The organism is Nonomuraea sp. NPDC052265, from assembly GCF_044547985.1.
In the GTDB taxonomy this organism is placed as follows: Bacteria; Actinomycetota; Actinomycetes; order Streptosporangiales; family Streptosporangiaceae; genus Nonomuraea.
In genome coordinates, this window is the sequence record NZ_JBIUBJ010000004.1 from 187,921 (window position 1) to 212,204 (window position 24,284).

The 24,284-nt window shown below is 72.9% G+C and carries 29 protein-coding genes; 18 read left to right on the plus strand and 11 right to left on the minus strand.

Features of this window, described 5'->3' with window-relative positions:
- Nucleotides 1-17 precede the first annotated feature (17 nt).
- Nucleotides 18-938: an SDR family oxidoreductase gene (locus ACIHAD_RS14435; protein WP_397354866.1), complete on the minus strand. Its 921-nt coding sequence runs from the start codon at nt 936-938 to the stop codon at nt 18-20.
- A gap of 48 nt (nt 939-986) precedes the next feature.
- Here ACIHAD_RS14435 and ACIHAD_RS14440 point away from each other — a divergent pair, with 48 nt between their 5' ends.
- From ACIHAD_RS14440 to mctP, 4 genes are all read left to right on the plus strand, one after another.
- Nucleotides 987-1,535 (plus strand): VOC family protein, encoded by a 549-nt coding sequence (locus tag ACIHAD_RS14440; RefSeq protein ID WP_397354867.1) that lies wholly within the window; start codon nt 987-989, stop codon nt 1,533-1,535.
- Nucleotides 1,535-2,164, plus strand: a complete 630-nt coding sequence (locus tag ACIHAD_RS14445) for a carboxymuconolactone decarboxylase family protein (RefSeq protein WP_397354868.1) — start codon at nt 1,535-1,537, stop codon at nt 2,162-2,164. The genes ACIHAD_RS14440 and ACIHAD_RS14445 overlap by 1 nt, the downstream gene beginning before the upstream one ends.
- Before the next feature lie 229 nt (nt 2,165-2,393).
- On the plus strand, nt 2,394-2,606 hold the full coding sequence (locus tag ACIHAD_RS14450; protein ID WP_352329975.1) for a DUF3311 domain-containing protein: 213 nt from the start codon (nt 2,394-2,396) through the stop codon (nt 2,604-2,606).
- Entirely contained in the window at nt 2,603-4,198 is a 1,596-nt protein-coding gene (gene mctP, locus ACIHAD_RS14455) for a monocarboxylate uptake permease MctP (protein ID WP_397354869.1), read from the plus strand. The genes ACIHAD_RS14450 and mctP overlap by 4 nt, the downstream gene beginning before the upstream one ends.
- Nucleotides 4,199-4,201: 3 nt before the next feature.
- Here the strand turns inward: mctP and ACIHAD_RS14460 are convergent, their stop codons facing one another.
- Entirely contained in the window at nt 4,202-4,546 is a 345-nt protein-coding gene (locus ACIHAD_RS14460) for a DUF6285 domain-containing protein (RefSeq protein ID WP_397354870.1), read from the minus strand.
- Between the two features lie 342 nt (nt 4,547-4,888).
- Here ACIHAD_RS14460 and ACIHAD_RS14465 point away from each other — a divergent pair, with 342 nt between their 5' ends.
- The 4 genes from ACIHAD_RS14465 to ACIHAD_RS14480 all read left to right on the plus strand — a co-directional run bounded on the left by ACIHAD_RS14465 (nt 4,889) and on the right by ACIHAD_RS14480 (nt 7,737).
- Entirely contained in the window at nt 4,889-5,074 is a 186-nt protein-coding gene (locus tag ACIHAD_RS14465; protein ID WP_397354871.1) for a hypothetical protein, read from the plus strand.
- A 155-nt stretch (nt 5,075-5,229) separates the two neighbouring features.
- On the plus strand, nt 5,230-5,559 hold the full coding sequence (locus ACIHAD_RS14470; protein ID WP_397354872.1) for a hypothetical protein: 330 nt from the start codon (nt 5,230-5,232) through the stop codon (nt 5,557-5,559).
- Nucleotides 5,560-5,590: 31 nt separating this feature from the next.
- Nucleotides 5,591-6,781, plus strand: a complete 1,191-nt coding sequence (locus tag ACIHAD_RS14475; RefSeq protein WP_397354873.1) for an acyl-CoA dehydrogenase family protein — start codon at nt 5,591-5,593, stop codon at nt 6,779-6,781.
- Nucleotides 6,778-7,737, plus strand: a complete 960-nt coding sequence (locus tag ACIHAD_RS14480; RefSeq protein ID WP_397354874.1) for a phosphotransferase family protein — start codon at nt 6,778-6,780, stop codon at nt 7,735-7,737. The genes ACIHAD_RS14475 and ACIHAD_RS14480 overlap by 4 nt, the downstream gene beginning before the upstream one ends.
- 9 nt (nt 7,738-7,746) lie before the next feature.
- On the opposite strand, the gene ACIHAD_RS14485 is transcribed toward ACIHAD_RS14480, so the two are convergent.
- Nucleotides 7,747-8,334, minus strand: coding sequence for a TetR/AcrR family transcriptional regulator (locus ACIHAD_RS14485; RefSeq protein WP_397354875.1), 588 nt, complete (start codon nt 8,332-8,334; stop codon nt 7,747-7,749).
- The gene (locus ACIHAD_RS14490; RefSeq protein ID WP_397354876.1) at nt 8,331-8,750 is read right to left on the minus strand and encodes a hypothetical protein; all 420 of its coding nucleotides are present in this window, start codon (nt 8,748-8,750) and stop codon (nt 8,331-8,333) included. The genes ACIHAD_RS14485 and ACIHAD_RS14490 overlap by 4 nt, the downstream gene beginning before the upstream one ends.
- Before the next feature lie 55 nt (nt 8,751-8,805).
- On the opposite strand from ACIHAD_RS14490, the gene ACIHAD_RS14495 reads away from it, so the two are divergent.
- From ACIHAD_RS14495 to ACIHAD_RS14515, 5 genes are read left to right on the plus strand one after another with little or no spacing between them, the layout of a single operon-like run.
- The gene (locus ACIHAD_RS14495) at nt 8,806-9,486 is read left to right on the plus strand and encodes a class I SAM-dependent methyltransferase (protein WP_397354877.1); all 681 of its coding nucleotides are present in this window, start codon (nt 8,806-8,808) and stop codon (nt 9,484-9,486) included.
- A gap of 50 nt (nt 9,487-9,536) precedes the next feature.
- Nucleotides 9,537-10,307 (plus strand): hypothetical protein, encoded by a 771-nt coding sequence (locus ACIHAD_RS14500; RefSeq protein ID WP_397354878.1) that lies wholly within the window; start codon nt 9,537-9,539, stop codon nt 10,305-10,307.
- Nucleotides 10,304-11,434, plus strand: coding sequence for a hypothetical protein (locus tag ACIHAD_RS14505; RefSeq protein ID WP_397354879.1), 1,131 nt, complete (start codon nt 10,304-10,306; stop codon nt 11,432-11,434). Before ACIHAD_RS14500 ends, ACIHAD_RS14505 begins: the two co-directional genes overlap by 4 nt.
- Nucleotides 11,422-12,858 carry a hypothetical protein gene (locus ACIHAD_RS14510; protein ID WP_397354880.1) on the plus strand — a complete coding sequence of 479 codons (1,437 nt, stop codon included), beginning with the start codon at nt 11,422-11,424 and terminating at the stop codon, nt 12,856-12,858. The genes ACIHAD_RS14505 and ACIHAD_RS14510 overlap by 13 nt, the downstream gene beginning before the upstream one ends.
- Nucleotides 12,849-14,132, plus strand: coding sequence for an AAA family ATPase (locus tag ACIHAD_RS14515; protein ID WP_397354881.1), 1,284 nt, complete (start codon nt 12,849-12,851; stop codon nt 14,130-14,132). The genes ACIHAD_RS14510 and ACIHAD_RS14515 overlap by 10 nt, the downstream gene beginning before the upstream one ends.
- 17 nt (nt 14,133-14,149) lie before the next feature.
- Here ACIHAD_RS14515 and ACIHAD_RS14520 read toward each other — a convergent pair whose 3' ends face one another.
- Nucleotides 14,150-15,097 (minus strand): GNAT family N-acetyltransferase, encoded by a 948-nt coding sequence (locus tag ACIHAD_RS14520; protein WP_397354882.1) that lies wholly within the window; start codon nt 15,095-15,097, stop codon nt 14,150-14,152.
- Between the two features lie 69 nt (nt 15,098-15,166).
- Here ACIHAD_RS14520 and ACIHAD_RS14525 point away from each other — a divergent pair, with 69 nt between their 5' ends.
- Nucleotides 15,167-15,487, plus strand: coding sequence for an STAS domain-containing protein (locus ACIHAD_RS14525; protein ID WP_397354883.1), 321 nt, complete (start codon nt 15,167-15,169; stop codon nt 15,485-15,487).
- On the opposite strand, the gene ACIHAD_RS14530 is transcribed toward ACIHAD_RS14525, so the two are convergent.
- A complete protein-coding gene (locus ACIHAD_RS14530; protein ID WP_397354884.1) occupies nt 15,468-15,815 on the minus strand; it encodes an MFS transporter in 348 nt (115 codons plus the stop codon). The two genes, ACIHAD_RS14525 and ACIHAD_RS14530, sit on opposite strands and share 20 nt — an antisense overlap.
- A gap of 98 nt (nt 15,816-15,913) precedes the next feature.
- Here ACIHAD_RS14530 and ACIHAD_RS14535 point away from each other — a divergent pair, with 98 nt between their 5' ends.
- Both ACIHAD_RS14535 and ACIHAD_RS14540 read left to right on the plus strand, forming a co-directional pair.
- The gene (locus ACIHAD_RS14535) at nt 15,914-16,462 is read left to right on the plus strand and encodes a TetR/AcrR family transcriptional regulator (protein ID WP_397354885.1); all 549 of its coding nucleotides are present in this window, start codon (nt 15,914-15,916) and stop codon (nt 16,460-16,462) included.
- A gap of 92 nt (nt 16,463-16,554) precedes the next feature.
- Nucleotides 16,555-16,986, plus strand: a complete 432-nt coding sequence (locus ACIHAD_RS14540; protein WP_397354886.1) for an ATP-binding protein — start codon at nt 16,555-16,557, stop codon at nt 16,984-16,986.
- An 82-nt stretch (nt 16,987-17,068) separates the two neighbouring features.
- Here the strand turns inward: ACIHAD_RS14540 and ACIHAD_RS14545 are convergent, their stop codons facing one another.
- Nucleotides 17,069-17,422 (minus strand): hypothetical protein, encoded by a 354-nt coding sequence (locus tag ACIHAD_RS14545; protein ID WP_397354887.1) that lies wholly within the window; start codon nt 17,420-17,422, stop codon nt 17,069-17,071.
- A gap of 58 nt (nt 17,423-17,480) precedes the next feature.
- On the minus strand, nt 17,481-18,440 hold the full coding sequence (locus ACIHAD_RS14550; protein ID WP_397354888.1) for a Ppx/GppA family phosphatase: 960 nt from the start codon (nt 18,438-18,440) through the stop codon (nt 17,481-17,483).
- 253 nt (nt 18,441-18,693) lie between these two features.
- Here ACIHAD_RS14550 and ACIHAD_RS14555 point away from each other — a divergent pair, with 253 nt between their 5' ends.
- A complete protein-coding gene (locus ACIHAD_RS14555; protein ID WP_397355373.1) occupies nt 18,694-19,509 on the plus strand; it encodes a formylglycine-generating enzyme family protein in 816 nt (271 codons plus the stop codon).
- 4 nt (nt 19,510-19,513) lie between these two features.
- Nucleotides 19,514-20,731 carry a UDP-N-acetylglucosamine--N-acetylmuramyl-(pentapeptide) pyrophosphoryl-undecaprenol N-acetylglucosamine transferase gene (locus ACIHAD_RS14560; RefSeq protein WP_397354889.1) on the plus strand — a complete coding sequence of 406 codons (1,218 nt, stop codon included), beginning with the start codon at nt 19,514-19,516 and terminating at the stop codon, nt 20,729-20,731.
- Here ACIHAD_RS14560 and ACIHAD_RS14565 read toward each other — a convergent pair.
- The 3 genes from ACIHAD_RS14565 to ACIHAD_RS14575 form a co-directional block, all read right to left on the minus strand.
- Nucleotides 20,701-21,597, minus strand: a complete 897-nt coding sequence (locus tag ACIHAD_RS14565; protein ID WP_397354892.1) for a hypothetical protein — start codon at nt 21,595-21,597, stop codon at nt 20,701-20,703. The genes ACIHAD_RS14560 and ACIHAD_RS14565 overlap by 31 nt on opposite strands.
- A gap of 171 nt (nt 21,598-21,768) precedes the next feature.
- On the minus strand, nt 21,769-22,656 hold the full coding sequence (locus ACIHAD_RS14570; RefSeq protein ID WP_397354893.1) for a hypothetical protein: 888 nt from the start codon (nt 22,654-22,656) through the stop codon (nt 21,769-21,771).
- A 49-nt stretch (nt 22,657-22,705) separates the two neighbouring features.
- Nucleotides 22,706-24,163, minus strand: coding sequence for a hypothetical protein (locus ACIHAD_RS14575; protein WP_397354894.1), 1,458 nt, complete (start codon nt 24,161-24,163; stop codon nt 22,706-22,708).
- Between the last annotated feature and the right edge of the window lie 121 nt (nt 24,164-24,284).

Sequence of the window (24,284 nt, forward strand, 5' to 3'; positions counted from 1 at the left end):
TGCGGGCGCCGGCCGGGTCAGCGGTAGTCCTCCCAGGTGCCCTCGCCGCCCTTCTCGTGGACCTCGGCGAGGTAGCGCCACACCTGGGGCCGGCTGCCGTCCACGTCGGTGATCCCGTACGCCTCGGCCAGCTCGCCGCTGGTGACCGACGATCCCGACCACCGCCGCCTGTCGGGGTCCCGGGCGAGGGCGGCCACGCCGCGGCCGGCGTAGGCGGGGGTCTCGGAGACCATCCACGCGCCGTCCGCCTTCGCCTCGCGCCAGTTCTCCTCGGTGACGCCGAAGCCCTCCAGCATCGCCTCCGAGCGCAGGAAGCCCGGGGTGACGGCCACCGCCGTCCCGCCGTACGGGCGCAGCTCGCAGGACCAGGCGAAGGCCAGCCGGTTGACCGACAGCTTGGCCAGGTCGTAGTAGACGTTCTCGCGGTAGCGGGTCCGGTTGAACTCCCAGGTGCCGTCGGTGACCTCCACGACCAGGCCGCCCTCGTTCCTGATCAGCAGCGGCAGCAGGTGGTGTGCGCTGATGAGGTGGGTGTCGACGGCCAGCCTGAGCAGGCGCAGCCCGTCGTCCAGGTCCTGCTTCCAGACGGGGGTCTCCCACGTCCACAGGTGGTCGCCGCCCCACACGTCGTTGACCAGCACGTCCAGCCGGCCCTGCTCGCGCTCGACGCGGGCGGCCAGCTCCGCCACCTGCGCCGGGTCCAGGAAGTCGGCGGGGACCGCGATGCCCGTCCCGCCCGCCGCGCTCACCAGCTCCGCGGTCTCCTCGATCGTCTCCGGACGGTTCATCTCCGACCGGCGCTCGCGCGTGCTCCGTCCGGCGCAGTAGACCGTCGCCCCGGCCGCCCCCAGGGCGACCGCCATTCCTCGTCCCGTTCCGCGGGTCGCGCCCGCCACCACAACAATCACACCGACGATCGTGACCCGAATACCCGCCATCTCCTGTCATGTTTTACGCGAGAACGCTGTGATAAGTAGTTGATTACCATGAACAGCGAATTCGAGCTCCGCGGGGTCAACCACATCGCCCTGGTCTGCTCGGACATGAAGCAGACCGTCGACTTCTACTCCGGCGTGCTGGGCATGCCGCTGATCAAGACGATCGAGCTGCCCCTGGGCTGGGGCCAGCACTTCTTCTTCGACTGCGGCGGCGGCGACGCGCTGGCCTTCTTCTGGTTCCCCGACGCGCCCGAGGGCGTGCCGGGGGTCTCGGCGCCGAAGAACCTGCCCGACCGGGGCGAGCTGCTGTCGGCGGTCGGCTCGATGAACCACATCGCCTTCGACGTGCCGCCCGAGCGCATCGAGGAGTACCGCGACCGGCTGGTGGCCAAGGGCATCGACGTGGGCGTGCTGCTCAACCACGACGACAGCGAGTTCGGCGTGGCGGCCGAGATGCACGAGGGCGTGTTCGTCCGGTCCATCTACTTCAAGGACCCCGACGGGATCCTGGTGGAGTTCGCCGCCTGGACGCGGCCCGTCGGGCGGCCGGGCGACGTCCGGCACGAGCCCAAGACGGCCGCCGACAGGACCCTCTGATGCCGCGCCTGCGCCGGGTGCCGCCCGAGGAGGTGACCGACCCGGTCGTCCGGTTCTTCCACGACCGGCTGCTGTCCCCCGACGGCACGGGGACCGCGACCGGCTCGCCGGGCGACTGGTGGACGGTCTTCGCCCTCGACCCCAAGATCTTCCGCCACTGCGTCAAGGGCTTCCAGATCTACCGGGAGTCACAGCTGGACCCGGTGCTGCGCGAGCTGGGGCAGACCAGGGCGGGCTGGGCGCGGCAGAGCCGGTTCGTCTACTCCCAGCACTGCAAGCAGCTCAGGGCGCTCGGGGTGCCCGAGGAGAAGGTACGGGCGGTCGCCTCCTGGCAGGTCAGCGACCGGTTCGGCGAGCTGGAGCGGGCGGTGCTGGCCTACACCGACGGCCTGGTGCTCGACGGCGGCCGGGTGCACGACGAGGTGTTCGCCGTGCTGCGCGCCCACCTGCCCGACGAGCAGATCCTGGAGCTGACCTACATCGTCTGCCTGTACGAGATGCACGCCACCATGGCACGGGCGCTGCGGCTGGAGTTCGACGACCGCCCCGACCCGATCACCGAGGTGCCCGCCCCCGAGGGGTACGGGACGCGCGACATCGCCGACGAGGTGACCGTTCGTCGCGAGTAGCCGACCATTCGCCGATCGCCCGGTTCCGCGCGGCGCGGAGGCGACTTAACGTGCCGGTGGCGAGGGGTGGCTTTGGTCTCACATGTTGAGAATTCATCTCGACATTTAGGCCAAACCGTAATGTTCCGGACATTGGGTTTAATACCGCCGGAAAGCTAGCCTCCCTCCATTGACGACATTGTCAGGAGCCGGTCAACACGCCGCTCCTGATCCCCCAATCGGAGGGTCGATGACTACCGGGGAATCCGGGCAGCCGCCGCGTACCGACCGCAGCCCGTGGAACTGGCTGCTGGTCGTGCCGATCGTGCTCCCGCTGCTGACGTTCCTGTTCAACTCCGACGAGCCGCGCCTGCTCGGCTTCCCGCTGTTCTACTGGCTGCAGCTCGCCTTCATCGTGGTCGGCGTCGGCTGCACCACCATCGTCTACAGGATGACCAAATGAGCGGGCACGTGACCGAGCTGGTCGTCTTCTCGCTGCTGTTCATCCTGGTCAGCGGCATGGGCTTCGTGGCGGCCCGCTGGCGGCGGCCCACCGACCTGGCCAGCCTCAACGAGTGGGGCCTCGGCGGCCGCAGCTTCGGCTCCTGGGTCACCTGGTTCCTGGTCGGCGGCGACCTCTACACCGCCTACACGTTCGTGGCCGTGCCCGCGCTGGTGTTCAGCTCCGGCGCGCTCGGCTTCTACGCGCTGCCCTACACCGTGGTGGTCTACCCGCTGGTGTTCCTGGTGCTGGCGCGGATGTGGTCGGTCTCGCACGTGCACGGGTTCGTCACGCCCGCCGACTTCGTCCGGGCGCGCTTCGGGTCGCCGACGCTGGCGCTGCTGATCGCCATCACCGGGCTGGTGGCCACGATGCCGTACATCGCGCTGCAGCTCGTCGGCATCGAGGCGGTGCTGAAGTCGATGGGCATCACCGGGCACCTGCCGATCATCATCGCGTTCGCGATCCTGGCGGCCTACACCTACCAGTCGGGCCTGCGCGCCCCGGCGCTGATCGCCTTCGTCAAGGACGCGCTGATCTACATCGTGATCCTGGCCGCGGTCATCTACATCCCGGCCAAGCTGGGCGGCTGGGGCAACATCTTCGACATGGCCCAGGCCAAGTTCGACAAGACCCCCGCCCCGGGCGACGGCATCCTGCTCAACGGCGCCAACCAGCTCCAGTACATCACGCTGGCCTTCGGCTCGGCCCTGGCGCTGTTCCTCTACCCGCACAGCCTCACCGGCGTGCTGGCCTCAAAGAACCGCAACGTCATCAAGCGCAACATGTCGGCGCTGCCGGCCTACAGCTTCGTGCTCGGCCTGATCGCGCTGCTGGGCTTCATGGCCATCGCGGCCGGCACCAAGCCGGTCGACGGCGACCCGAACACGGTCGTGCCGAACCTGTTCGACCAGCTCTTCCCCGACTGGTTCGCCGGCGTGGCCTTCGCGGCCATCGGCATCGGCGCGCTGGTTCCCGCGGCGATCATGTCGATCGCGGCGGCGAACCTGTTCACCCGCAACATCTACCGCGAGTACATCAACAAGCAGGCCACCGACGCCCAGGAGGCCAAGGTCTCCAAGGTCGTCTCGCTCGTGGTCAAGGTGGGCGCGGTGCTGTGCATCCTGCTGCTGGACCCGCAGTTCTCGATCGACCTGCAGCTCATCGGCGGCGTGATCATCCTGCAGACGCTGCCGTCGGTGGCGCTCGGCCTGTACACGCGCTGGTTCCACAAGGGCGGCCTGATGGCGGGCTGGGCCCTGGGCCTGGCGGCGGGCATGTGGATGCTCTACCTCATCCCCAACCCGGCCAAGGGCAAGGAGCACTTCGGCGGCTCGGCCTTCAGCCTGGCGAACCTGGGCCTGGACACCAAGATGACGATCTACGCGGGCTTCCTCGCGCTCATCGTCAACCTGGTCGTGGCCGCGCTCGCCACGCTGATCTTCCGGGCGGCCAAGGTGGCCGACGGCGCGGACGCGACGCAGCGCGGCGACTACTTCGCCGACGAGGGCGACCCGGACGTCAAGGACCTGGACCTGGCCGGTTCGCACTGACGCTCACGGCCGCTGGAGGTAGCCGGGATCGGCCACCTCCAGCTTGGCCCGTACGGCCTGGACCAGGGCGGCGGTGAGCGCGTCGTCGCCGTCGAAGCGGCCCGCGCGGACGGCGGCGGCCAGCTCGGCGTCGTCGGCGACGCCCAGGGCCGCCAGCCGCGCGGCGTGCTCGGCGGCCTGGTCCGGACCCAGCCCGATCTCCCGCTCCACCATGGCCAGCACGTTGATCGCCACCCGCGTGTGGAAGCGCACCCGCCCCTCGACCTCGGGCAGCACGTCGTCCCGCAGGAACGCGCGCACGGCCGCGACGAGCTGCGCGGCGGTGGGCACGTCATGGGGCTGCGCCATCGGCGGCACTCCCGTCACTTCTCGCTCCCGAGCCGTACGCCCGCGCACGGCCTGTCGTGAGCCCAGGCATAGGATCACCGCCCTTCCCTGTCAAGCCCCCGGCGCTCGGATGACCTTTCTCCACCCCCGGGACGACAGACCTCCGCCCGCGATCGGCGTGTCTCTACCGGACCGCCGACACCCCGCTGGCGGGCCCGCACGCGACGATGGCACGCTTCCCGAGCGGCCCGGCCCTCCGGGGTCACGCGGACGGCCCGGACGGCTGGGAAAGTCGCCCGGCGCAGCTCCCAGGCCCCCGGACCCCCGGGCCGCTCAGCCGCAGTCAACCCGAGGGAGCGCAGCATGAACGACGACGTACGCGTCAAGGCCTGCCGCATCAACGACCACGTGGAGCTGATCCACGGCTCCTCCCCCGACGTGGTCCTGGAGATCCCGCGCCGCGACTGGCAGCACTTCCTGGAGGCGGTCCGCTCGGGCGCGTTCGAGCTGGAGGTCCTGCCCCGCAAGGCCGAGGAGAACGCGGCCTGACCCCGTCCCCTCCCAGGGCCCGGCGGCGGCCGCCGCCGGGCCCTTTCCCGTCCCGCGGCGGGTCTGCGCGGACCGGACGGCCGAAGGCGGCACGATGGGGAGCCGGTTCTGTCGGTGGGCACGCGTACGGTCGTCCCAACCGGACGGTGGGTGATATGTCGGTGACCAAGGAGCAGGCCGCGGTGCTCGCCCTGACCAGGGCCACCGCCGGGCCGTGGCATCACACCGCGCGGGTCGTGGAGGCCAGGGGCAGCGCGCTGCGGCCGGCCGACGGCGACTTCGCCGGGCTGGGCGGGCACGACCGGGCGCACGCGGCGGAGGTGGTCGCGCGGCTGCGGCCGGGCGACCTCGACCGGGCCGAGGCGGTCATCGCGTCCTGTCCGGCCGCGTTGGTGACCGTGCTCGACGACGACTATCCGGGCAACCTGGCCTACGTCCACAACCTCCAGCCGTTCCTGTGGGTGCGCCGACGCGCCGACCGTTGACCGCGCAACGGATTTCGGTTGAGATCACCCCATGAGCTTCGCCGTACCCGAGCATGTCCGGCCGATCCGCGACGCCGTGCGAGCGTTCATGACCGAACGCGTCGAACCGGCCGAGGAGGTGCTGCACGAGGGCGGCCCGCGGGCCGCCGCCACCCTGGCCGGGCTGCGGGACGAGGCCAGGAAGGAGGGCCTGTGGGCCCTCGGCCACCCGCGCGAGCTGGGCGGCGGCGGGCTGCCGTTCCTCGACTACGTCTACGTCAACGAGGTCCAGGGCCGCAGCGAGTACGGGCAGCTCGCCCTCGGCACGTTCACGCTCCAGGACTCGCTCATGCTGCACGAGCACGCCTCCCCCGAGCAGCGCGAACGCTACCTGGAGCCGCTGGTGCGCGGCGACATATCGCCCAGCTTCGCGATGACCGAGCCGCAGGTCGCCAGCAGCGACCCCACCCAGATCACCACCTCCGCCGTGCTCGACGGCGACACATGGGTGATCAACGGGCACAAGTGGTTCACCACGGGCGCGTCGGTGGCGGCGTACACGACCGTGATGTGCCGGACCGAGCCGGACGCGCCGGCCCACCGGGCCTTCTCCATGATCCTCGTGCCGACGGACACGCCCGGCTACACGATCGTGCGCGAGACCCCGGTGCTCGGGCTCGGCGGCGCCCACTGCGAGGTGCGCTACGAGGACGTGCGGGTGCCCGCCGCGAACCTGCTGGGCGAGCGCGGGCGCGGCTTCGTCATCGCCCAGCGGCGCCTCGGGCCCGGCCGGATCTTCCACTGCATGCGCTGGCTCGGGCAGGCGCAGCGGGCCTTCGACCTGATGTGCCGCCGGCTGCACGCGCGCACCGCCTTCGGCGAGCCGCTGGCGGCCAAGCAGCTCATGCGGCAGCACGTGTTCGACTCCTACACCGAGATCCAGGCCGCCCGCCTGCTCACGCTCCAGGCCGCCGAGGCCGTGGACGCCGGCTCGCAGGCCCGCGTCGAGATCGGCGCGATCAAGGTGGTGGGGGCGCGCATGCTGCACAACGTCATCGACCGGGCCGTCCAGGTGTACGGCGCGGCCGGGCTGACCCCCGACACCCCGCTGGAGCGCATGTACCGGCACGCCCGCGCCGCGCGCGTCTACGACGGCCCCGACGAGGTGCACATCGACGCCGTCGGCCGCCGCCTGCTGGGCGAGTACGCCGCGGGCGGCAACTGGGAGTTCGGCCTGCGATGAACCGCGTCGAGACGATCGCCCGCCAGGTGTACGGCCCCGGCGCGGCCGTCCCGTACGCGGTCAGGCTGCCCGGCGGGGCCTCCAGGGAGACCTGGGCGCTGGACGTGGTCGCCACCGGCGGCGACCGGCACGAGCTGGTGCTCCGGCTCGACGGGCCGGGGGCCGTCCTGGAGGCGGGCGCCGGTCTGGCCGCCGAGGCGCGGCTGATGCGGGCGGCGGCCGAGGCCGGGGTGCCCGTGCCGCACGTCGTGGCCGCCGCCGACGCACCCACCGACCCACCCGCCGGGCCCTACGTCCTGATGACGCGGATCCCCGGTGAGACGATCCCGCGCAGGATCCTGCGCGACGAGGCGTACCGGGAGGCCAGGCCCAGGCTGGCCGCACAGTGCGGGCGGGCGCTGGCGGCGGTCCACCGCATGCCGCTGTCGTGCCTGCCCGACACCGAGCCCGCCGACCCGCTGCGCCGCTGGCGCGACGTGCTGGACCTGACCGGCGAGCCGCACCCGGTGTTCGAGCTGGCCCTGCGCAGGCTCGAAGCCGACCGGCCGCCCGCAGCCCCGGCGAGCGTCGTGCACGGCGACTTCCGCAACGGCAACCTGATCGTCGGCCCGGAGGGCATCAGGGCCGTGCTCGACTGGGAGCTGGCCCACGCCGGCGACCCGCTGGAGGACCTGGGCTGGCTGTGCGTCAAGGCGTGGCGGTTCGGCTCGCCGCTGCCCGTGGGCGGGTTCGGCGGCTACGCCGAGCTGGCCGCCGCCTACGAGGAGGCCGGCGGGCGGCGCGTCGACCTGGACGTGCTGCGCTGGTGGGAGACGTTCGGGGTGCTGAAGTGGGGGATCATCTGCGTCATGCAGACCATGCGGCACCTGCGCGGCGGCGCGTCCTCGGTGGAGCTGGCCGCCCTCGGCCGCCGCGTCTGCCAGACCGAGTGGGACCTGCTCGGCCTGCTGACCTGACCGCGACGCTCAGCCGCCCCGGCGTCCGGGGGCCACAGCCGCCGCGATCACGTCGACCAGCCCCTCCACCACCTGCGAGCGGTCGACCTCGGGATGCTCCAGCCACCAGTCGCCCGTCGTCTGCACCATGCCGACGAACGCGTGGCCGAGCACCTGCGCCCGCACCGGGTCGGGCACCACCCGCTCGGCGGCCAGCACCCCGCCCAGCTCCTCGCCCAGGCCGCGCACGAGCGAGGTCATGTGGGAGCGGATGCGGGTGTCCTCGGCGCCGGCCCGGTGGAACAGGAAGCGGTAGAGGTCGAGGTTGGCCGAGATCAGGTCGAGGTAGACGCCGATGGCGGCCCGGGCGCGGACCCGCAGGTCGGTGCCGGGCCCGGCGAACTGGGGGCGGAGCTGGGCGATCACCGTGCGCACGTGGCGGTCGGCCAGCGCCTGGTAGAGGCCGCTCTTGTCGCCGAAGTGGCGGTAGAGGATGGGCTTGGTGACGCCGGCCTCGGCGGCGATGGCCGCCATCGACACCTCGGGGCCCTCGGCCAGGATGGCCCGGTCGGCGGCGTCGAGCAGCGCCCTGCGCCGGTCGGGGTCCCGTCTGCTCATCTGCTCAGGATAGATCGCAGGCGACGGGGCAGCAGCGCCGAGAAGATCAGTAACGCGCCGGTGCAGGCGTACAGGCCGGTCGCCCCGGCGAGGGTGCCGGGCGGCTCGGCCCACGGCGGCTCCCACAGCCCGGGGAGCACGCCCGCCAGGCCGATCGCGGCCCGCAGGTCGAGGGCGAACAGCACGCCCGCCACGGCCAGCGGCAGCCCGCAGGCCAGCGCCGCCGCGGGCCAGGCGGCCAGCACGGCGACGATCAGCGCCGCCGCCGCCAGGAAACCCAGCCCGGCGGGGGCCGGGGCGAAGGCCGCCTGGCCGGTCCGCAGGGCTCTGGCGCCCGCCTCGGTCAGGTAGTAGACGGGGGGAACGGCGGCCAGGCCCACGCCGACGCCGATCAGAACTCGTACCTCACCGGTCACAGAGCCCATCGTCCCCCGCTCACGCACGGCTCACGCGGCGGTTAGGTTTTTCGTCATGAGAAACAGCGGTACAGGCCCAGGCGCCATCACCCCCGACGGATCCCCTGTCGACTTCTACACCCTCCTCCAGCCCGGCCGGGACGCCGACCTCGTGATCCAGGAGACCCCGCCCGGCGGGTCCGTCCTGGAACTCGGGGCCGGCGTCGGTCGGGTCACCCACGCCCTCGTCGAGGCCGGATTACAGGTCGTGGCCGTGGACGAGTCCACCGAGATGCTCGCGCACGTGCACGGGGCCGAGACCGTGCACGCGCGGCTCCAGGAGCTGCGGCTCGACCGCCGCTTCGACACCGTCACGCTGGCCTCCCAGCTCGTCAACGTCGTCGACGGGGAGGTCAGGCGCGCCTTCCTGGCCGCGTGCGCGCGGCACGTCAAGCCGGGCGGGGCGGTGCTCGTCCAGTGGATGACGGCCGAGCGGCACGACTCCTGGCGGCCCGGGTCCGGCAGGATCGACGGCGACGTCACGATCACCCTGGCGGAGGTCGAGGAGATCTCCCCCGGCGTGTTCGCGGCGACCATGCGCTACGAGCACGGCGACCGGGTCTGGACGCAGTCGTTCACCTCGCGGCGGTTGACGGACGACGACCTGGCCGCCGACCTCGCCGCCGAGGGGTTGCGGCTGGAGCGGTTCCTCACCGAGGACCGCATGTGGTTCCTGGCCCGGCCCTTTACAACGTAGATTTCAGTGCAAATACTGGGAAATACTGGAACTGTTGATACCCTCGCGCCATGAGTGACCGGCTGGACGAGCTGGAGCGGCGGATCGACGGGCTCCGGGCCGGCGTGCGCAAGGCCATGCGCGTCAAGGACGGCGCCACGGCCCGCGTCCTGCGCGCCGAGCTGCGCGCCGCCGAGCGCGCCTGGGACGCCCTAGTGAGCGGCGAGCAGCCGCGCGCCACGGCGGAAGGGCCCCGGCTGGTCACGGTGCGCGAGCAGGTGCACCAGGCGCTCGCGCTGCTCGGGGCCGCCGCGCAGCCGCGCCTGGTGGTGGCGGTCAGCGGCGCGTTCTTCGCCGGCACCATCCGCAGCGCCCAGCTCACCAGCCTGCGCCGCGACGAGGAGCGCTCGTTCCGCTCCACGCCGCACGGCCGGCCGTACTACCTGTGCGCGGCGCTGACCGACCGCCTCTCCCCCGCCCGCGGCCTGCTGACGCTCAGCACCTGGCCGCTGGAGCGGCGCGTCGTCGGCCCGCTCAGCCCCCGCGTCGACTTCCTGACCTGCGCCATCGCCGTGGCCTCGCACGCCTGCGAGGACGAGCGGGCCGCGCGCTTACTGGCGCGCATGGCCAGGAACGTCCCCGGCGCCACGACCGCCGACCTCGGCCCGCCCGACCCCCGGCGGATCGCCGAGGCGGCCGGGGCCGAGCTGGCCGTGCACGCGGAACGCGACACGCGCGACCGTGCCGAGCTGGCACGACGCGCCACATCCCAGCTCGGTGACGTGGCCAGGCTGTTCGGCGCCGCTACGCTGGGCACGATCAAGGAGGAGACAGCGACGTGAGCGGCTTGAGACGCGAGGACGGCCCGGCCCACCGGCTCGACGCGCTGCGCGGCACGACGCCGCCCAAGCCGCACGACGCCAGAGCGATCGCGGCCCTGGCCGCCAACCCCGGCTGCACCCGCCGGGCCCTCATGGACGGCGCGGGCGTCGACAAGGACGCCGCCGCCCGCCACCTGGGCTTCCCCGCGCCGTTCGGCCAGTCGCCGTTCGCGATCACCCGCGGGAACGCGTTCGAGGCGCTGGTCAAGGCCGACGGCTGCGCCGAGCTGCTGCGCCTGCTGCGCGAGGTGCTCGGCCTGCCGGTCGCCGAGGTGGCCTACCACGACGTGGAGAACGTCGGCGCCCACCTGCGCCACACCCACACCCGCGCCCTGTTCGACCGGGCGGCCCGCGGCGACCAGGACGCCGGCACGCTGTTCGACCACCCGCTGCTCAGCCTGGAGATCGCCGGCCACACCGCCTTCCTCGAACCCGACGTGGTGGCCTTCCAGCTCGGCGGCCGCTTCCACGTGGTGGAGATCAAGTCGTTCGCGGTGGTCGACGGGCAGGCCGAGCCGGCCGCGGTGGCCGCCGCCGCCCGCCAGGCCGCGGTCTACGTGCTGGCGCTGCGCACGATGCTGGAGGAGCTGGGGCACGACCCGCGCACCGTCTCCCACGACGTGGTGCTGGTGTGCCCGGAGAACTTCGCCAACCGGCCCGTGGCGACCCTGGTCGACGTGCGCAGGCAGCTCGCCGTGCTGCGCCGCCAGCTCACCCGGATGACCGGCCTCGACCGGCTGCTCGCGGCGCTGCCCGACGACCTCACCTTCGACCTGCGGCCCGGCGAGGACGGCCGGCCCACCCGCCCGGTCGCCGAGCTGGCCGACGCGCTGCACCGGGCCACCGCCCGCTACGCGCCCGACTGCCTGTCCACGTGCGACCTGTGCTTCTTCTGCCGCGACGAGGCCCGCCAGGAGGGCGCCTCCGACCTGCTCGGCCGCCAGGTGCGCGACGAGCTGGGCGGGGTCGCCTCCGTGGCCGAGGCGCTGGGCCTGGCCGACGGCCTGCGCGACCCGGCCGACGGCCAGGAGGAGATCGCCGGTTTGCTCCGCAACGCCGAACGCCTGCGCAGGGAGTGCCTCAGTTGAGCCTGCTCACCTCGCTCGCCCGGTTGCGCGCCCTGCGGGAGGGCATCGCCCAGCCCGTCGCCACGGTCCGCCACTGCCACGTGGGCGCGCGGCCGATGGTGTTCGTCCCGCTCAAGCTGTCGGGCGAGGCCGCCGCGCCGCTGGCCGCCATGCTCGGCACCGACCGCGACCGGCCGCGCCTGCTCGTCGTCACCCAGCCGCGCAACCGCGACCTGCGCTTCGCCTGGGCCGCCGAGCTGGCCGGGGTGCTGCTGCCGTACGTCGAGGGGTTCGCCTGCGACACCGAGACGGTGGAGCGCAAGAACGCCGACCCCTACGAGCGGGCTCTCGACGCGCCGCAGCTCGTCGTGCCGAACCGGGCGGGCGTCGCCTTCGCCAGGCTGCTCGGCCGCTCCACGCGCTTCCGCAGGCCCGACGGGCCCTACCCGGTGCCGGCGGAGGTGCCGCTGCTGGGGCGGTGGCTGACGTACTTCGGTGAGCGGGCCGCCTTCCCTGGCTCGTCGCTGACGCTCGCCGCGACCGAGGAGCTGGGCCGCCACTGGGCCAGCGGGCAGAGCGCGCTGGAGGACGCCAACCTGGCCGCGCTGCTGTCCTGGATCACCCAGGGGCCCTGCGACGACGCCGAGGACCCGCTGATCTGGCCGCCCGCCGGGCCCGCGACCGATCCCGGCTTCGACGCCGAGGTGCTCGCGCCGGCCATCGAGAGCGAGTCGCCCGAACGGGTCGCCGAGGCGCTGCGCACCCAGCTCGAACCCACCTGGCGGCTGATGTGGCAGGCGATCGACCTGCTGGCCGGGCTGGAGCCGGGCGCGAGCGTGACCCAGCGCTGGGAGCAGGACCGCGGCTCCTTCAGCGCCATGGCCGCCCACATCGCCGAGGGCGCGCCGCCGCAGGCCAGGCGCGACGGCGCGGTGGCCGCCGCGGCCAAGCTGGCCCGCATGGAACGTGCCCAGGCCGCCTACGACGTGCAGCGCGCCTACGACGACCCGCTGGTGATGGCCGAGTACCGGCTGACCGGCGAGGCGTTCGCCGGCGAGGTGGTCGAGACCGTCCCCGACAACGTCGAGGGCGAGGGCCGCTCGCGCAAGCTGCGTCCCCTGGTGGTGCTCAAGACCGACGACCCGGTGCGCCTGCCGCCCGGCGCCTCGCTCGGCACCCCGGAGCGCCGCGGCCAGGGCGCCGAGCTGGTGGAGGCCCGCGACGGCCTGGTCACCCTGAAGATCACCAAGGGCATGGGCCGGGGGAAGACGCCCGTCCCCGGCGCCGTGCCGGAGGTCGGCGAGCGGGTCTGCTACACCTCGCTGACCGACGACTTCCAGGGCTCGCCGGCGCTGCCCGAGGCCGAGGCCACGCCGTGGACGCACGGCGGGCCGCCGAAGGAGTACTTCCCCGACGACGAGGACGCCCAGGAGGAATGGTCGTGAGCGAGAGCCCGGAGCAGGTGATCGCGAACGTCCTGGCCGACCTGCCCAGGAACCGCGGCGTCGTGGTCGACTCCCCGCCGGGCGCGGGTAAGTCCACCCTGGTCGTACGCGCCGCCGCGCACATCGCCGCCACCGGCGAGCCGCTGATGATCGTCGCCCAGACCAACGAGCAGGTCGACGACCTGGTGGCCCGCATCTCCGACAAGCACCCGCACCTGAAGGTCGGGCGGCTGTCGGCCGGCGGGTACGTGCCCCACCCGCGCATGCTGGAGCTGCCCGGCGTCACGATCGGCACCAGGATCCAGGACCTCGGCGACCCCGACATCGTCATCGCCACGGCCGACAAGTGGGCGTGGATCTCCGGCCGGGTGTGGCCGTGGGCGATCGTGGACGAGGCGTACCAGATGCGCTCGGACAAGCTGCTGCGCATCGCCGGGCTGTTCGAACGGGCGCTGTTCGTGGGCGACCCGGGGCAGCTCGACCCCTTCTCGATCGTCGACGGCGACCGCTGGTCGGGGCTGTCGTGGGATCCGCTGCAGAGCGCGGTGGCGGTGCTGCTGCGGCACAACCCGGACCTGCCGGTCCACCGGCTGCCGGTGTCCTGGCGGTTGCCGGCCTCGGCCGCGCCGGTGGTGTCGAAGGCGTTCTACCCGTTCACCGGGTTCCGGTCGGGCACCTCGGAGGGCGACCGGCGGCTGGAGCTGACCGCCGGCGGCATGGGCACCGTGCACGACCGCGCGCTGGAGGAGGCCGCCCGGTCGGGCTGGGCGCTGCTGGAGCTGCCCAACCGGCACACCGTGCGCACCGACGGCGAGGCCGTGCAGGCCGTGGCGCTGCTGGCGGCGCGGCTGCTCCAGCGCGGGGCCGTGGCCACGTCCGAGCAGGGCGAGCGGCCGGTGACCGCCGACCGGATCGCGGTCGGCGCGGCCCACCGCGACCAGGTCGCGGCCATCAGGAACGCCGGGCTGCCGCCGGAGATCACCGTGGACACCGCCAACCGCCTCCAGGGCCGCGAGTACGACGTGACGTTCGTGCTGCACCCGCTGTCGGGCCGCCGCGACGCCACGGCCTTCCACCTGGAGTCGGGGCGGCTGTGCGTGCTGGCCTCGCGTCACCGGCACGCCTGCGTGATGGTGGCGCGGGCGGGCATCGCCGAGCTGCTGGACGCCCACCCGTCGGCCGAGCCGGTGCAGCTCGGGGTGCCGGTGAAGTTCCCCGACGGCTGGGAGGCCAACCAGTCGGTGCTGGAGCACCTGGCCCGCCACCGGGTCTAGCCCCGCGGCGGGACGGGTCAGAGGCGGCGCCGCCAGACGTCGATGGCCAGCACCCGGCGCATGCCCGCCGACTCGTACAGGCCCAGCGCTGGGGTGGTGTTGTTGCTGTCCACGTGCAGGATCGTGCCCTTGCGGCCTCTGGCGGCGTCGGCGGCGAAGGCGCGACGGAGCAGGAAGCGGCCCAGGCCCCGGCCGCGGAAGCCCGGGTGCACGGCGAGCGTGGCGACGTAGCCGCAGTTCTCGTCGGAGACGAACTGGTTGCTGCCGATCAGCACGCCGGCGGGCTCACCGTCGATCCTGGCCAGGGTGAGCTGGCTCCAGTCGGTGACGCTCTGGGCCTGGCGGCGCTCGTACCAGTGGTCGTAGTCGACCGGGACGAAGCCGAAGTGCTCGGCGAAGCCGAGCTGGTGCACCTGGTGCGCGGCGCGGCGCGTCTCCTCGTCCTCGCCCGTGTGCAGGGTGAGGCCGGGCGGCGGGGCGGGCGGCTCGACCGGGGCGGCGCGGTCGACGTGGTCGGCGTGGTCGGCGCGCATGCGGTGGAAGCTGGTGCCGGGCTCGAAGCCCTGCTCCTTGGCGTAGGACTGCTTGTCCTGGTCGTCGCGGTAGATGCCGATGTCGATGGTGACGCCGTCGTGGCCGCGCTCGCCGGCCAGCTCGCGGGCGCGGGCGGTGACCGTACGCCACAACTCCTCACGCAGGCCCGCCAGGCCGGAGCGGGTGATGACCTCGATGTTGACCAGGTCGCTGTCGCCCACCCGGCACGCCCAGGCCCACCCGGTCAGGCGGCCGGTCTCGTCGCGGGCCAGCCAGCCGTCCCTGTCGAGGTCGAAGCCCGGCTCGACCAGCTCGTCGGCGACGTCGTCGAGCGTCATGTCGGGCGACCCGATGACCTCGGTGTCGTAGGCCGCGACCAGCTCGTGGATGGCCGCGGCGTCGTCCACCCGGGGGCGGCTGAAGGTGTGCATGGGGAGGATTGTGCACACTACGCCCACCCCCGCGCCTCCTATTTTCCGCACGGTGGCTAAGCTGGGCGGGTGGTCGACAGAAAGCCGCTGCACATCGAGGTCGCCACCTCCGACGCGACGACCGTCACGCTCGCGCTCAGCGGCGACCTCGATTACGAGTCCGTCGGCCGGCTGGCCGACCTCCCCATCCCCGCGGGCCCCACCACGATCGACGTCGACCTGTCCCGGCTGACCTTCGTCGACTCCTCCGGCCTGGCCGGGCTCGTCCGCCTCCAGTTGCGGGCCGCGGACGCCGGCGCCACCGTACGGGTGGTGGCGCTGACGCCCTATCTGCGCAGCCTGTTCCTGCTGACGGCGATCGACCGGCTGTTCACCCTGCCGCCGGACTGACCGCCTCCTGCTGGGCCGCCTGCGCGGGAGCGCCCCCGCGCAGCGGGATCTCCTTGATGAAGGAACCGGCCATGCCGCACAGCGCGGAGCCGATCATGAAGATGACGACCGAGATGATGAAGATGGTCTTGCGGCCGTACAGGTCGCCGATCTTGCCCCAGATCGGGGTCGAGACGGTCGTGCCCAGGACGTAGGCGGTCACCACCCACGACAGATGGGTCAGGCCGCCTGACTCCCCCACGATGCGCGGCATGGCCAGGACCATGGCCGGCATAAGGACCGGCAGGACGACCATGACCTCGCAGCGCCGTCCGACTGCCTCCGCCACTGCACAGCCATTTTTGCGATCTTGCTTACTTGCCGACCGGCAAGTCTAGAATAAGCTAGATACTTACTTGCCGACCGTCAAGTCGAAACAGGTGCGAAGTGCGGGAAGACACGCGGGCGCGGATCCAGGAGATCGCGCTGAGGCTCTTCACGGAGCAGGGTTACGAGGCGACCTCGCTGCGCGAGATCGCGGAAGAGCTGGGCGTGACCAAGGCCGCGCTGTACTACCACTTCAAGACCAAGGAGGACATCATCGGCAGCCTGGTCGACCTCCGGGTGGCCGAGCTGCAGGAGCTGCTCGACTGGGCCAGGAGCATGCCCAAGACCCCCGAGACCCGCCATGAGCTGCTGGCGCGCTACGCCGAACGCCTCCGCCAGCCCCGCTACCTGGCCGTCGCCCGCTTCATGGAGAGCAACCAGACGGCGATGCGCAACCATCCCAAGCTCGCCAAGATGCGCGACACGATGATGGAGCTCACCGCCGAGATGAACGACGCCGGCGCCACGCCCACCGAGCGCATCAGCCGGTCGCTGGCGCTGTTCGCGCTGCACGCGGGCAAGTGGCTGACCCTGGCCGGCGAGGGGCTGACCGACGAGGAGATCGACAAGGCGTGCATGGAGGTGGCGCTGCGGCTGCTGGAGCAGTAGCCGCCCTCGCGGGCTGCTGACACCGGGAAGGACGATTGGCGCCCGGGATCCGGGGCAGAAGGCTCGCACGCATCCAGACGGGAGGAGACGCAGTGGAGGCGACGATAGCGCTCCGACTGCCCAGGGATGCGGCGAGCGTCCCGCTGATCAGGAAGATGCTGGACGGCACGCTGCGGTCGCTCGGCGTCGAGGCCCAGGTACGCGACGACATCGAGCTGATGCTGACCGAGGCGTGCGCCAACGTGGTCAAGCACGCGGCTCCCAGTGACGACTACACCGTCAGCGCCTGCGTGCGCGACGACATGTGCGTCATCAAGGTCGTCGACACCGGGGGCGGTTTCGACCCGCACAAGGTGCTCGAACCCGGCCCCGGGGCCGAGCACGGCAGAGGGCTGCAGATCATGCGCGCGCTCGCCGACGACATCCGGTTCACCAACGTCCGCGAGAACGGAGCGATGGTCTGCCTGGAGAAGAGGCTGCGCTTCGCCCCCGGGGCGGCGGGGCAGCATCTCATCGCCAGGTGACCCGCACGACGAAGGGGCCGGGGCCGCCGCTCTCGGCGGCGGCCCCGCCCCCTTCGTCACTGCGCGTCGCCGGGAACGGCGGTCATCGTGAGGTGAGGCCGGAGGCCCCGCGAACGCGGGCACCGCGGCCGGGACGGCTCACGTCGGGACGCCGGTCGCCGCCGGCCACGGGGGCGAGCCGGATACGGCGGCTCACCAGGGGCGTGCCGCCGCTCAGCCTCGCCCGAAGCCGCGCGGGCATCTCGGGGGCGCTGAACTTCAGCGGCAACCGTGCCCCGCGGCCGGTCAGCCGCCGCCACAACGTGTGCCAGTCCACCATCGTTCCGGCCAGCGCCGCCAGCGCCAGCATCGCGACCACCGCGATGACCAGGACGGCCAGGACGATGAGGACGAAGACGATCACCAGGGAGCCGATCGTACCGAGGACTGTCAACATTGGGCAAAAAGTGCCCGCTCACCAGCGAACTATGCCAATTCTTTGGGATATATCGGCCTTACTCCGCAATTCCGGTGGACTGGTCCAGCCGTCCCGGCAGGACGTCGAGCCGGCGCAGTATCACGCCCTCGCGCAGCGCCCACGGGCACACCTCCAGCCGGTCCACCTCGAACAGGTCCATGGCCGCGTCGGCCACCAGCGCCCCGGCGGCCAGCTGCGCCGCCCGGCCCTCGGACACCCCGGACAACGCGGCCCGCTCGGCGGACGTCATGCCGGTCAGCCGGGCCGCCCAGCCGGCCATGTCCGCGCGTGAGAGCGCGCGTGAGACGTACGGGCCCTCGCTGGTGGGCGCCGCCCCGGAGATCCTGGCGAGCTGCTTGAAGGTCTTGGAGGTGGCCACGGCGCGGTCGGGCTCGCCGTACCTGGCGACGTCGCCGACCGTGCGGGCGATCTCCGTACGGACGTGCCTGCGCAGCCTGCGCACCTCCTCGGCCGACGGCGGGTCGCCGAGGAACCAGTCGCGCGTCAGGCGCCCGGCGCCCAGCGGCAGCGACACGGCGACGTCGGGCTCCTCGTCCACCCCCGCGGCGATCTCCAGCGAGCCGCCGCCGATGTCGAAGGCCAGCAGCCGCCCGGACGACCAGCCGAACCACCGGCGCACCGCGAGGAACGTCAGCCGGGCCTCGTCACGCCCGGACAGCACCGCGATGTGCACGCCGCAGCGCTTGTCTATCTCGGCCAGCACCTGCTCGCCGTTGGCCGAGTCGCGCACGGCCGAGGTGGCGAAGGCCAGCAGGTCCTCCACCCCCTTGTCCTCGGCCAGGCGCACGGCCTCCGCCACGAACGCGCCGAGCCGCTCGATGCCTTCGGGCGCGAGCCTGTTGTCCGTCCCCAGGTACTGCGTGAGGCGCAGCTCCTCCTTGTGGGAGTAGGCGGGCATGGGCCGCGCGCCCCGATGGGCGTCGACGACGAGTAAATGGACGGTGTTCGAGCCGATGTCCAGCACGCCTAGTCGCATGGGAAAACGCTACCGGTCTGCGGCTTTTCGGGCGAAGCCGGCTCTAACCCGGCCGAGCGGCGCGGAGCCGGCCGGCCACGCGGCCCCGACCCGGGACGGCCGCGTAATCGTACGCATGTGCAGGGGACTACCCTTCCCATGGTGACATGACACGTTTGGGGGGTCCGTGAGCGCGTGCTGTGGTCCGAGCAGAGGGGCCGCCGCCCTGCCGCACCAGGTCGAGGTGATCACGCGGCGGACGGCGCCGCGCGGCATGGTGCGGATCCCCGGCGGCGCCTTCCTCATGGGCGGGGACGACCCCGACGGCCGCCCGGAGGACGGCGAGGGCCCGGTGCGCGAGGTACGCCTCGACCCGTTCATGATCGACCCGGCCTGTGTGACGAACGCCCAGTTCGCCACCTTCGTCAAGGAGACCGGGTACGTCACCGAGGCCGAGCGCATCGGCTGGTCGTTCGTGTTCGCGCAGTTCGCCACGGCCGGGGTGATGGACGCGAGCGTGCCGCAGGCCCCCTGGTGGGCGGGCGTGCAGGGCGCGACGTGGCGCTCCCCCGAGGGCCCCGGATCGACGGTCGGCGACCGGCAGAACCACCCGGTCGTGCACGTGTCGTGGAACGACGCCAACGCCTACGCCGCCTGGGCGGGCAAGCGCCTGCCCACCGAGGCCGAGTGGGAGATGGCCGCCCGCGGCGGGCTCGAACGCGCCCGCTACCCCTGGGGCGACGAGCTGACCCCCAAGGGACGGCAGCGGTGCAACATCTGGCAGGGCCACTTCCCGACCGCGCCGAGCAAGGGCACGATGCCGGTCAAGTCGTTCCAGCCCAACGGCTACGGGCTCTACAACGTCTCGGGCAACGTCTGGGAGTGGACGGCCGACTGGTGGGGCACGGCGTGGGAGCCGTACGCCGACAACCCGGCCGGTCCCGCGGACGGGACGGCCAAGGTGATCCGCGGCGGGTCGTACATGTGCCACGATTCCTACTGCAACCGCTACCGGGTGGCCGCGCGCACGTCGAACACGCCCGACAGCTCGACCGGGCACACGGGCTTCCGCTGCGCGGCCATAGTCTGATCGCATGTCACGAACCCTGCGACTGTTGATCACCGGCGGCGGCACCGGCGGTCACACCTATCCGGCCCTGACGACCCTGTCGGCCGTCCAGCGACGTCAGGTGCCGCACGACGTGCTGTGGGTGGGCACCGAGAACGGCCTGGAGGCCCGGATCACGGCCGAGCACGGCATCCCGTTCAAGGCGATCACCACGGGCAAGCTGCGCCGCCGGCCGAACATCAAGGAACTGGGCACCAACATCGCCGACGTGTTCCGCATCCCCGTCGGGGTGTTCCAGGCGGTGGGGCACGCCGCCCGCTACCTGCCCGACGTGGTGCTGTCCACCGGCGGGTACGTGGCGGTGCCGATCGGCGTGGCCGCCAAGCTGATCCGCCGTCCGCTGGTCATGCACGAGCAGACCACCGTGGTGGGCCTGGCCAACCGCATCCTGGCCAGGCTGGCGACGCGGATCGCGCTGTCGCACGAGTCCTCGCTGGAACACCTGCCCCCCTCGGCGCGGGCCAAGGCCGTGGTCACGGGCAACCCGGTGCGGCCGGAGCTGCTGCAGGGCAACCGGGCGGCGGCCTACGACCTGTTCGGGCTGACGTTCGAGGTGCCGCTGATCTACGTGACCGGCGGGGCGCAGGGCAGCAAGCAGATCAACACGCTGATCGCCGAGATCCTGCCGCGGCTGCTGCCGCACGCGCAGGTCGTCCACCAGTGCGGGCCGGCCTGGATCGACCAGATGCGGGCGGTCGAGGTGCCGCCCGGCCTGGCCGACCGTTACCATCCGGTGCCGTACGTGGGGGCCGAGCTGCCCGACCTGTTCGCCGCGGCCGACGTGGTGATCTCGCGCAGCGGCGCGGGCACGGTGTCGGAGCTGACCGCGATCGGCAAGCCGTCGCTGCTGATCCCGCTGATCCCGACCGGCGGCGACGAGCAGCGCAAGAACGCCGGCTACCTGGTCTCGGCGGGGGCCGCGCGGGCGCTGCTGGAGCCGCGTCCGACGGCGGAGGACCTGCTGGCCGAGCTGATGCCGATGCTGGCCGATCCGGGGCTGCGCGCGGCGATGGGACAGGCGGCGGGCAGGCTGGGGCGCCTCGACGCCGCCGACGCCCTGTGCGACCTGCTCCTGGAGGCCGCCCACGGCGGTCAGGGCTTCGGGGGTCACGACGCGGGCGGCCCCGGCTTCAGTGGGCAGGGCTTCGGGGTTCAGGGGTCCGGGGGGCCCGGCTCCAGGTAGCGGAAGGCCTCGTGGGCGGAGCTGACGCTCCGCCTCAGCGCCTGGTCCAGGCGGTCGGCGTCCTCGCTCAGCCGGGCCAGCTCGTCCGTCGCACCGTCGTCGGCGCCGGTCTCGGCGACGAGTTCCTCGTACTCGTGCAGCCGCGCGCGCAGCTCGGCGATCTGCTGCCGGGCCCGGTAGGCGCGTTCGGCCTCGGCCACGTTGGCGGCGTACCGCTCCAGCGCCTCCACCCGGCCCAGGACGGCCCGCTCGCTGCCGTCCAGCGCCCTGGTGAGAGGCTCGGCCACGGCCTCCACCTCGGGCGTGCTCTCCCCGGACAGGGTCTGCCGGTGCCGGGCACGCAGCCCGGACAGCTTGGCCAGCAGGCGGGCGATCTCCCACTCCTGGGCGGGCAGCATGACCGCGTTGCGCACGTCGTCCAGCAGCCCTTCGGCGTTGACCCGCGACTGCGACACCGAGGCGACCGCCCGCTGGGCCCGGCGCAGCAGCTTGCGCGAGGGCTCGTCGAGGTCGTCGACGAGCACGTACCGGCCCTCGTGCCGGACCGCCTGGGCGTGGACCCGCCGCTCGTGCTCGGCCTCCTCGCCCTCCGGCGTCTCGGTGCGGACGAACGTCACGATCATCAGCGGGACGGCGAGGAGCAGAAGTAACAGCGGCCCCAGGGAGCGGCCGAGCCCGCCGGCGCCCAGGAGCAGGCCGAGGCAGACGGTCGCCCCGCAGACCGCGCCGAGCCGCCAGTACGGCCCGGTGGCCACGCCCGGGCCTGAACGGTCCGGGACCCACCCCCTGCGCGTCCTGAGGAGCAGCCGCCGGTTGTCCCTGAGCAGGCGCGCGTCGGCCGGCGGCAGGCCGGGGTCGACGATCACGTCCGCCATGATGTCGGATCGGATGGGGATTCACCTCCTGCGCCGAACCGGCCCCGGATCCCGCGCGGGGTGCGGCGCGAGGCCCCGGGAGCGGTCCGTCGTGGCGGGACGGTCCGGCGCTCAAGCCACATCCGGGCCCGTTCCTGGTCATATGTGGCGTATTGTCCGATGTCAGCTCTCCAGGTACCGGAACGCCTCGTGCGCCGACCGCACGCTGCGCCGAAGCACCTGCTCCAGGTGGTCGGCGTCCTCGGCGAGCCGGTCGATCTCCGGGACGGCCAGCGCGTCGGCGCCGGTCTCGGCCAGCAGTTCCTCGTAGCGCGGCAGGCGGGCGCGCAGCTCCTCGATCTGGCCGCGGGCATGGTAGGCGCGTTCGGCCTCGGCGACGTGCCCGGCGTAACGTTCCAGGGCCTCGACACGGGCGATCATGGCGGCCTCGCTGGTGGCCAGGGCTCTGTCCAGGGGCTCGATCACCGCGGCCACCTCGGGGGCGATGCCCCTGGACACCAGGGCCTCGTGCTCGGCGCGTAAGGCCGACAGCTTGGCCAGCAGGCGGGCGATCTCCCACTCCTGGGCGGGCAGCATGAGCGCGTTGCGGGCGCCGTCGAGCAGGCCCTCGGCGTTGACGTGCGAGCGCAGCACCGAGCCGATGGCCCGCTGCGCCCTGGCCAGCACGTCCGCGGCGTCCCGGTCGAAGTCCTCGGGCAGCAGGTAGCGGCCCCGGTACGGGCGGACCCGCTCGTACACGTCGCGGTCGCGCGACAGGTCCTGCTCGGGCAGCTCGCTCATCGAGGCGATCTTGACCAGGACGACGAAGACGAACGCCCCCAGCAACGTGAACCCGGCGGCCGGATGAGACCAGGCCAGCAGCACGGTCATGAGCGCGACCACCGCGGGCGTGGCGGCCAGCAGCGCGACGCTGGAGACGCTCTTGAACCGGTCCGGCCGCGCCTCGGCCGGGGGCACCCAGCCCGACCGCATCCTGGACAGCAGCGGAGCGTTGGCCCGCAACAACCCCGCGACCTCCGGGGGCACCCCCGGATCGACGACCACACCCACGCTCTGTCCCGGCACCTTGGCGCCCCCAACGCTCGCGATGCAGTGGATATTACGTATTTTTTCGCAAAGATGTCAGCCTCCGAAAGGCCACCCCGGGAAACCACCAGCTCCGGCCCCCCGCCACGGCCAGCGCGGCGGACACGCAGGCGAAGGGGATGGCGGGCAGGACGTAGCGGTGGTCGAAGTCGAGGGCGGCCACCGGGGCGACGAGCAGGAACGCCCCCATCGCCCACGGCAGCAGGGCGGCGCGGCGGCGTCCGGCCGAGCCCAGGCCGCCGATCAGGAGCAGTACGCCGAAGGCCGTGCCGTGCAGGAACCACGGGTAGGGGTAGGCGGCCAGGATCGAGGCGTACGGCTCGGTGGAGGTCATGCCGCGGATGGCGGGGTCGTACTCGGAGCGGACCTTCGCGATGAGGGCGTGCTGTTCGGGCAGCGTCCACGAGCCGCGGGGGAAGGTCGTGGACGGGCTCATCCGCCGCGGGTGGGCGACCGGCCGCCAGGTGAAGGCCAGGGAGGTGTCGCGGGCCACCTCCCGCAGGTAGTCCAGCGGCTGGGCGGCGATGGCGCGCAGGGCGAAGGACCTGGCCAGGTCGTTGTATGCGAACCGGTCGCCGGGGAGCCGGTTGAGCGAGGCGCCGGGCGCCCAGACGTACTCGGAGGCGGCGTCGGCGACGGTGCCGTTCGGGCAGAGGGGGGCCTCGGCGGGCGGGGGTTGGATGACCGAGCAGTCGGCGAAGGTCATGGTGCGGGCCCACAGGGCGACGCCGTCGGAGCCGCTGAGGGCGAAGCGGCCGTGGTGCTGGGCGTACCAGCCGGCATAGGCCGCCAGCGGGAGGGCGCCGGCCAGCAGCAGCGCGGCCACCCGCCGCCAGGGCGCGCGGCGCAGCACCAGCCAGCCGGCGGCCAGGGCCAGCAGCGGCACGGCGGCGGTCCTGGTCAGCCCGGCGAGCGCGAGCAGCAACCCCGCCACCGCCGCGGCCCATGCCGACGGCACCCCGGGCCAGAGGCCCCGCGGCGGGCCGGAGGGGGCGTGGCGCCACATCAGGACGACCAGCGCGGCGGTGATCAGGAAGATGACCTGGAGGTCCGACAGCACGGCGTGCTCCAGCCGGACGAAGGCCGGGTCGAACAGCACCGGCACGGTCGCCAGGGCGGCCCCCCAGCCCGGCAGCGAACGGCGGCGCAGCAGCGCGTAGATCATCACGCCGACCCCGAGCCCCATCGCGTGCTGCACCCCGGCGACCAGCTCCACGCTGTGGAAGGGCCGCAGGGCCCACAGGAACCACGAGTACCCGGCGGGGTGGAAGGCCGCCTGGGGCCGCAGGTGCACGGCGGTGTCCAGGTACGTGAAGGAGTCGTACCAGTAGAGCTGCGCCGTGTCGTACCCGAGCATGACCAGCACGCGCAGTGCGGCGGCGAGCGCCAGCACGCAGGCGAACAGCCCGTGGCCGCGCGGGCGGCGCGCGGCGGGCGCGAGCGGACGCGTCCCGGCCAGGGTGGCTGCCATAACCTTCTCCCCCGTAGCCGACCGGGCCGGTCCCGGTCGTAGGGGAGGCAGTCCAGCGGGACGCCGATAACCTGGGCGTCACCGGAACTGGTTACGCCCGCGTTATGCGGTCTGGTCCAGA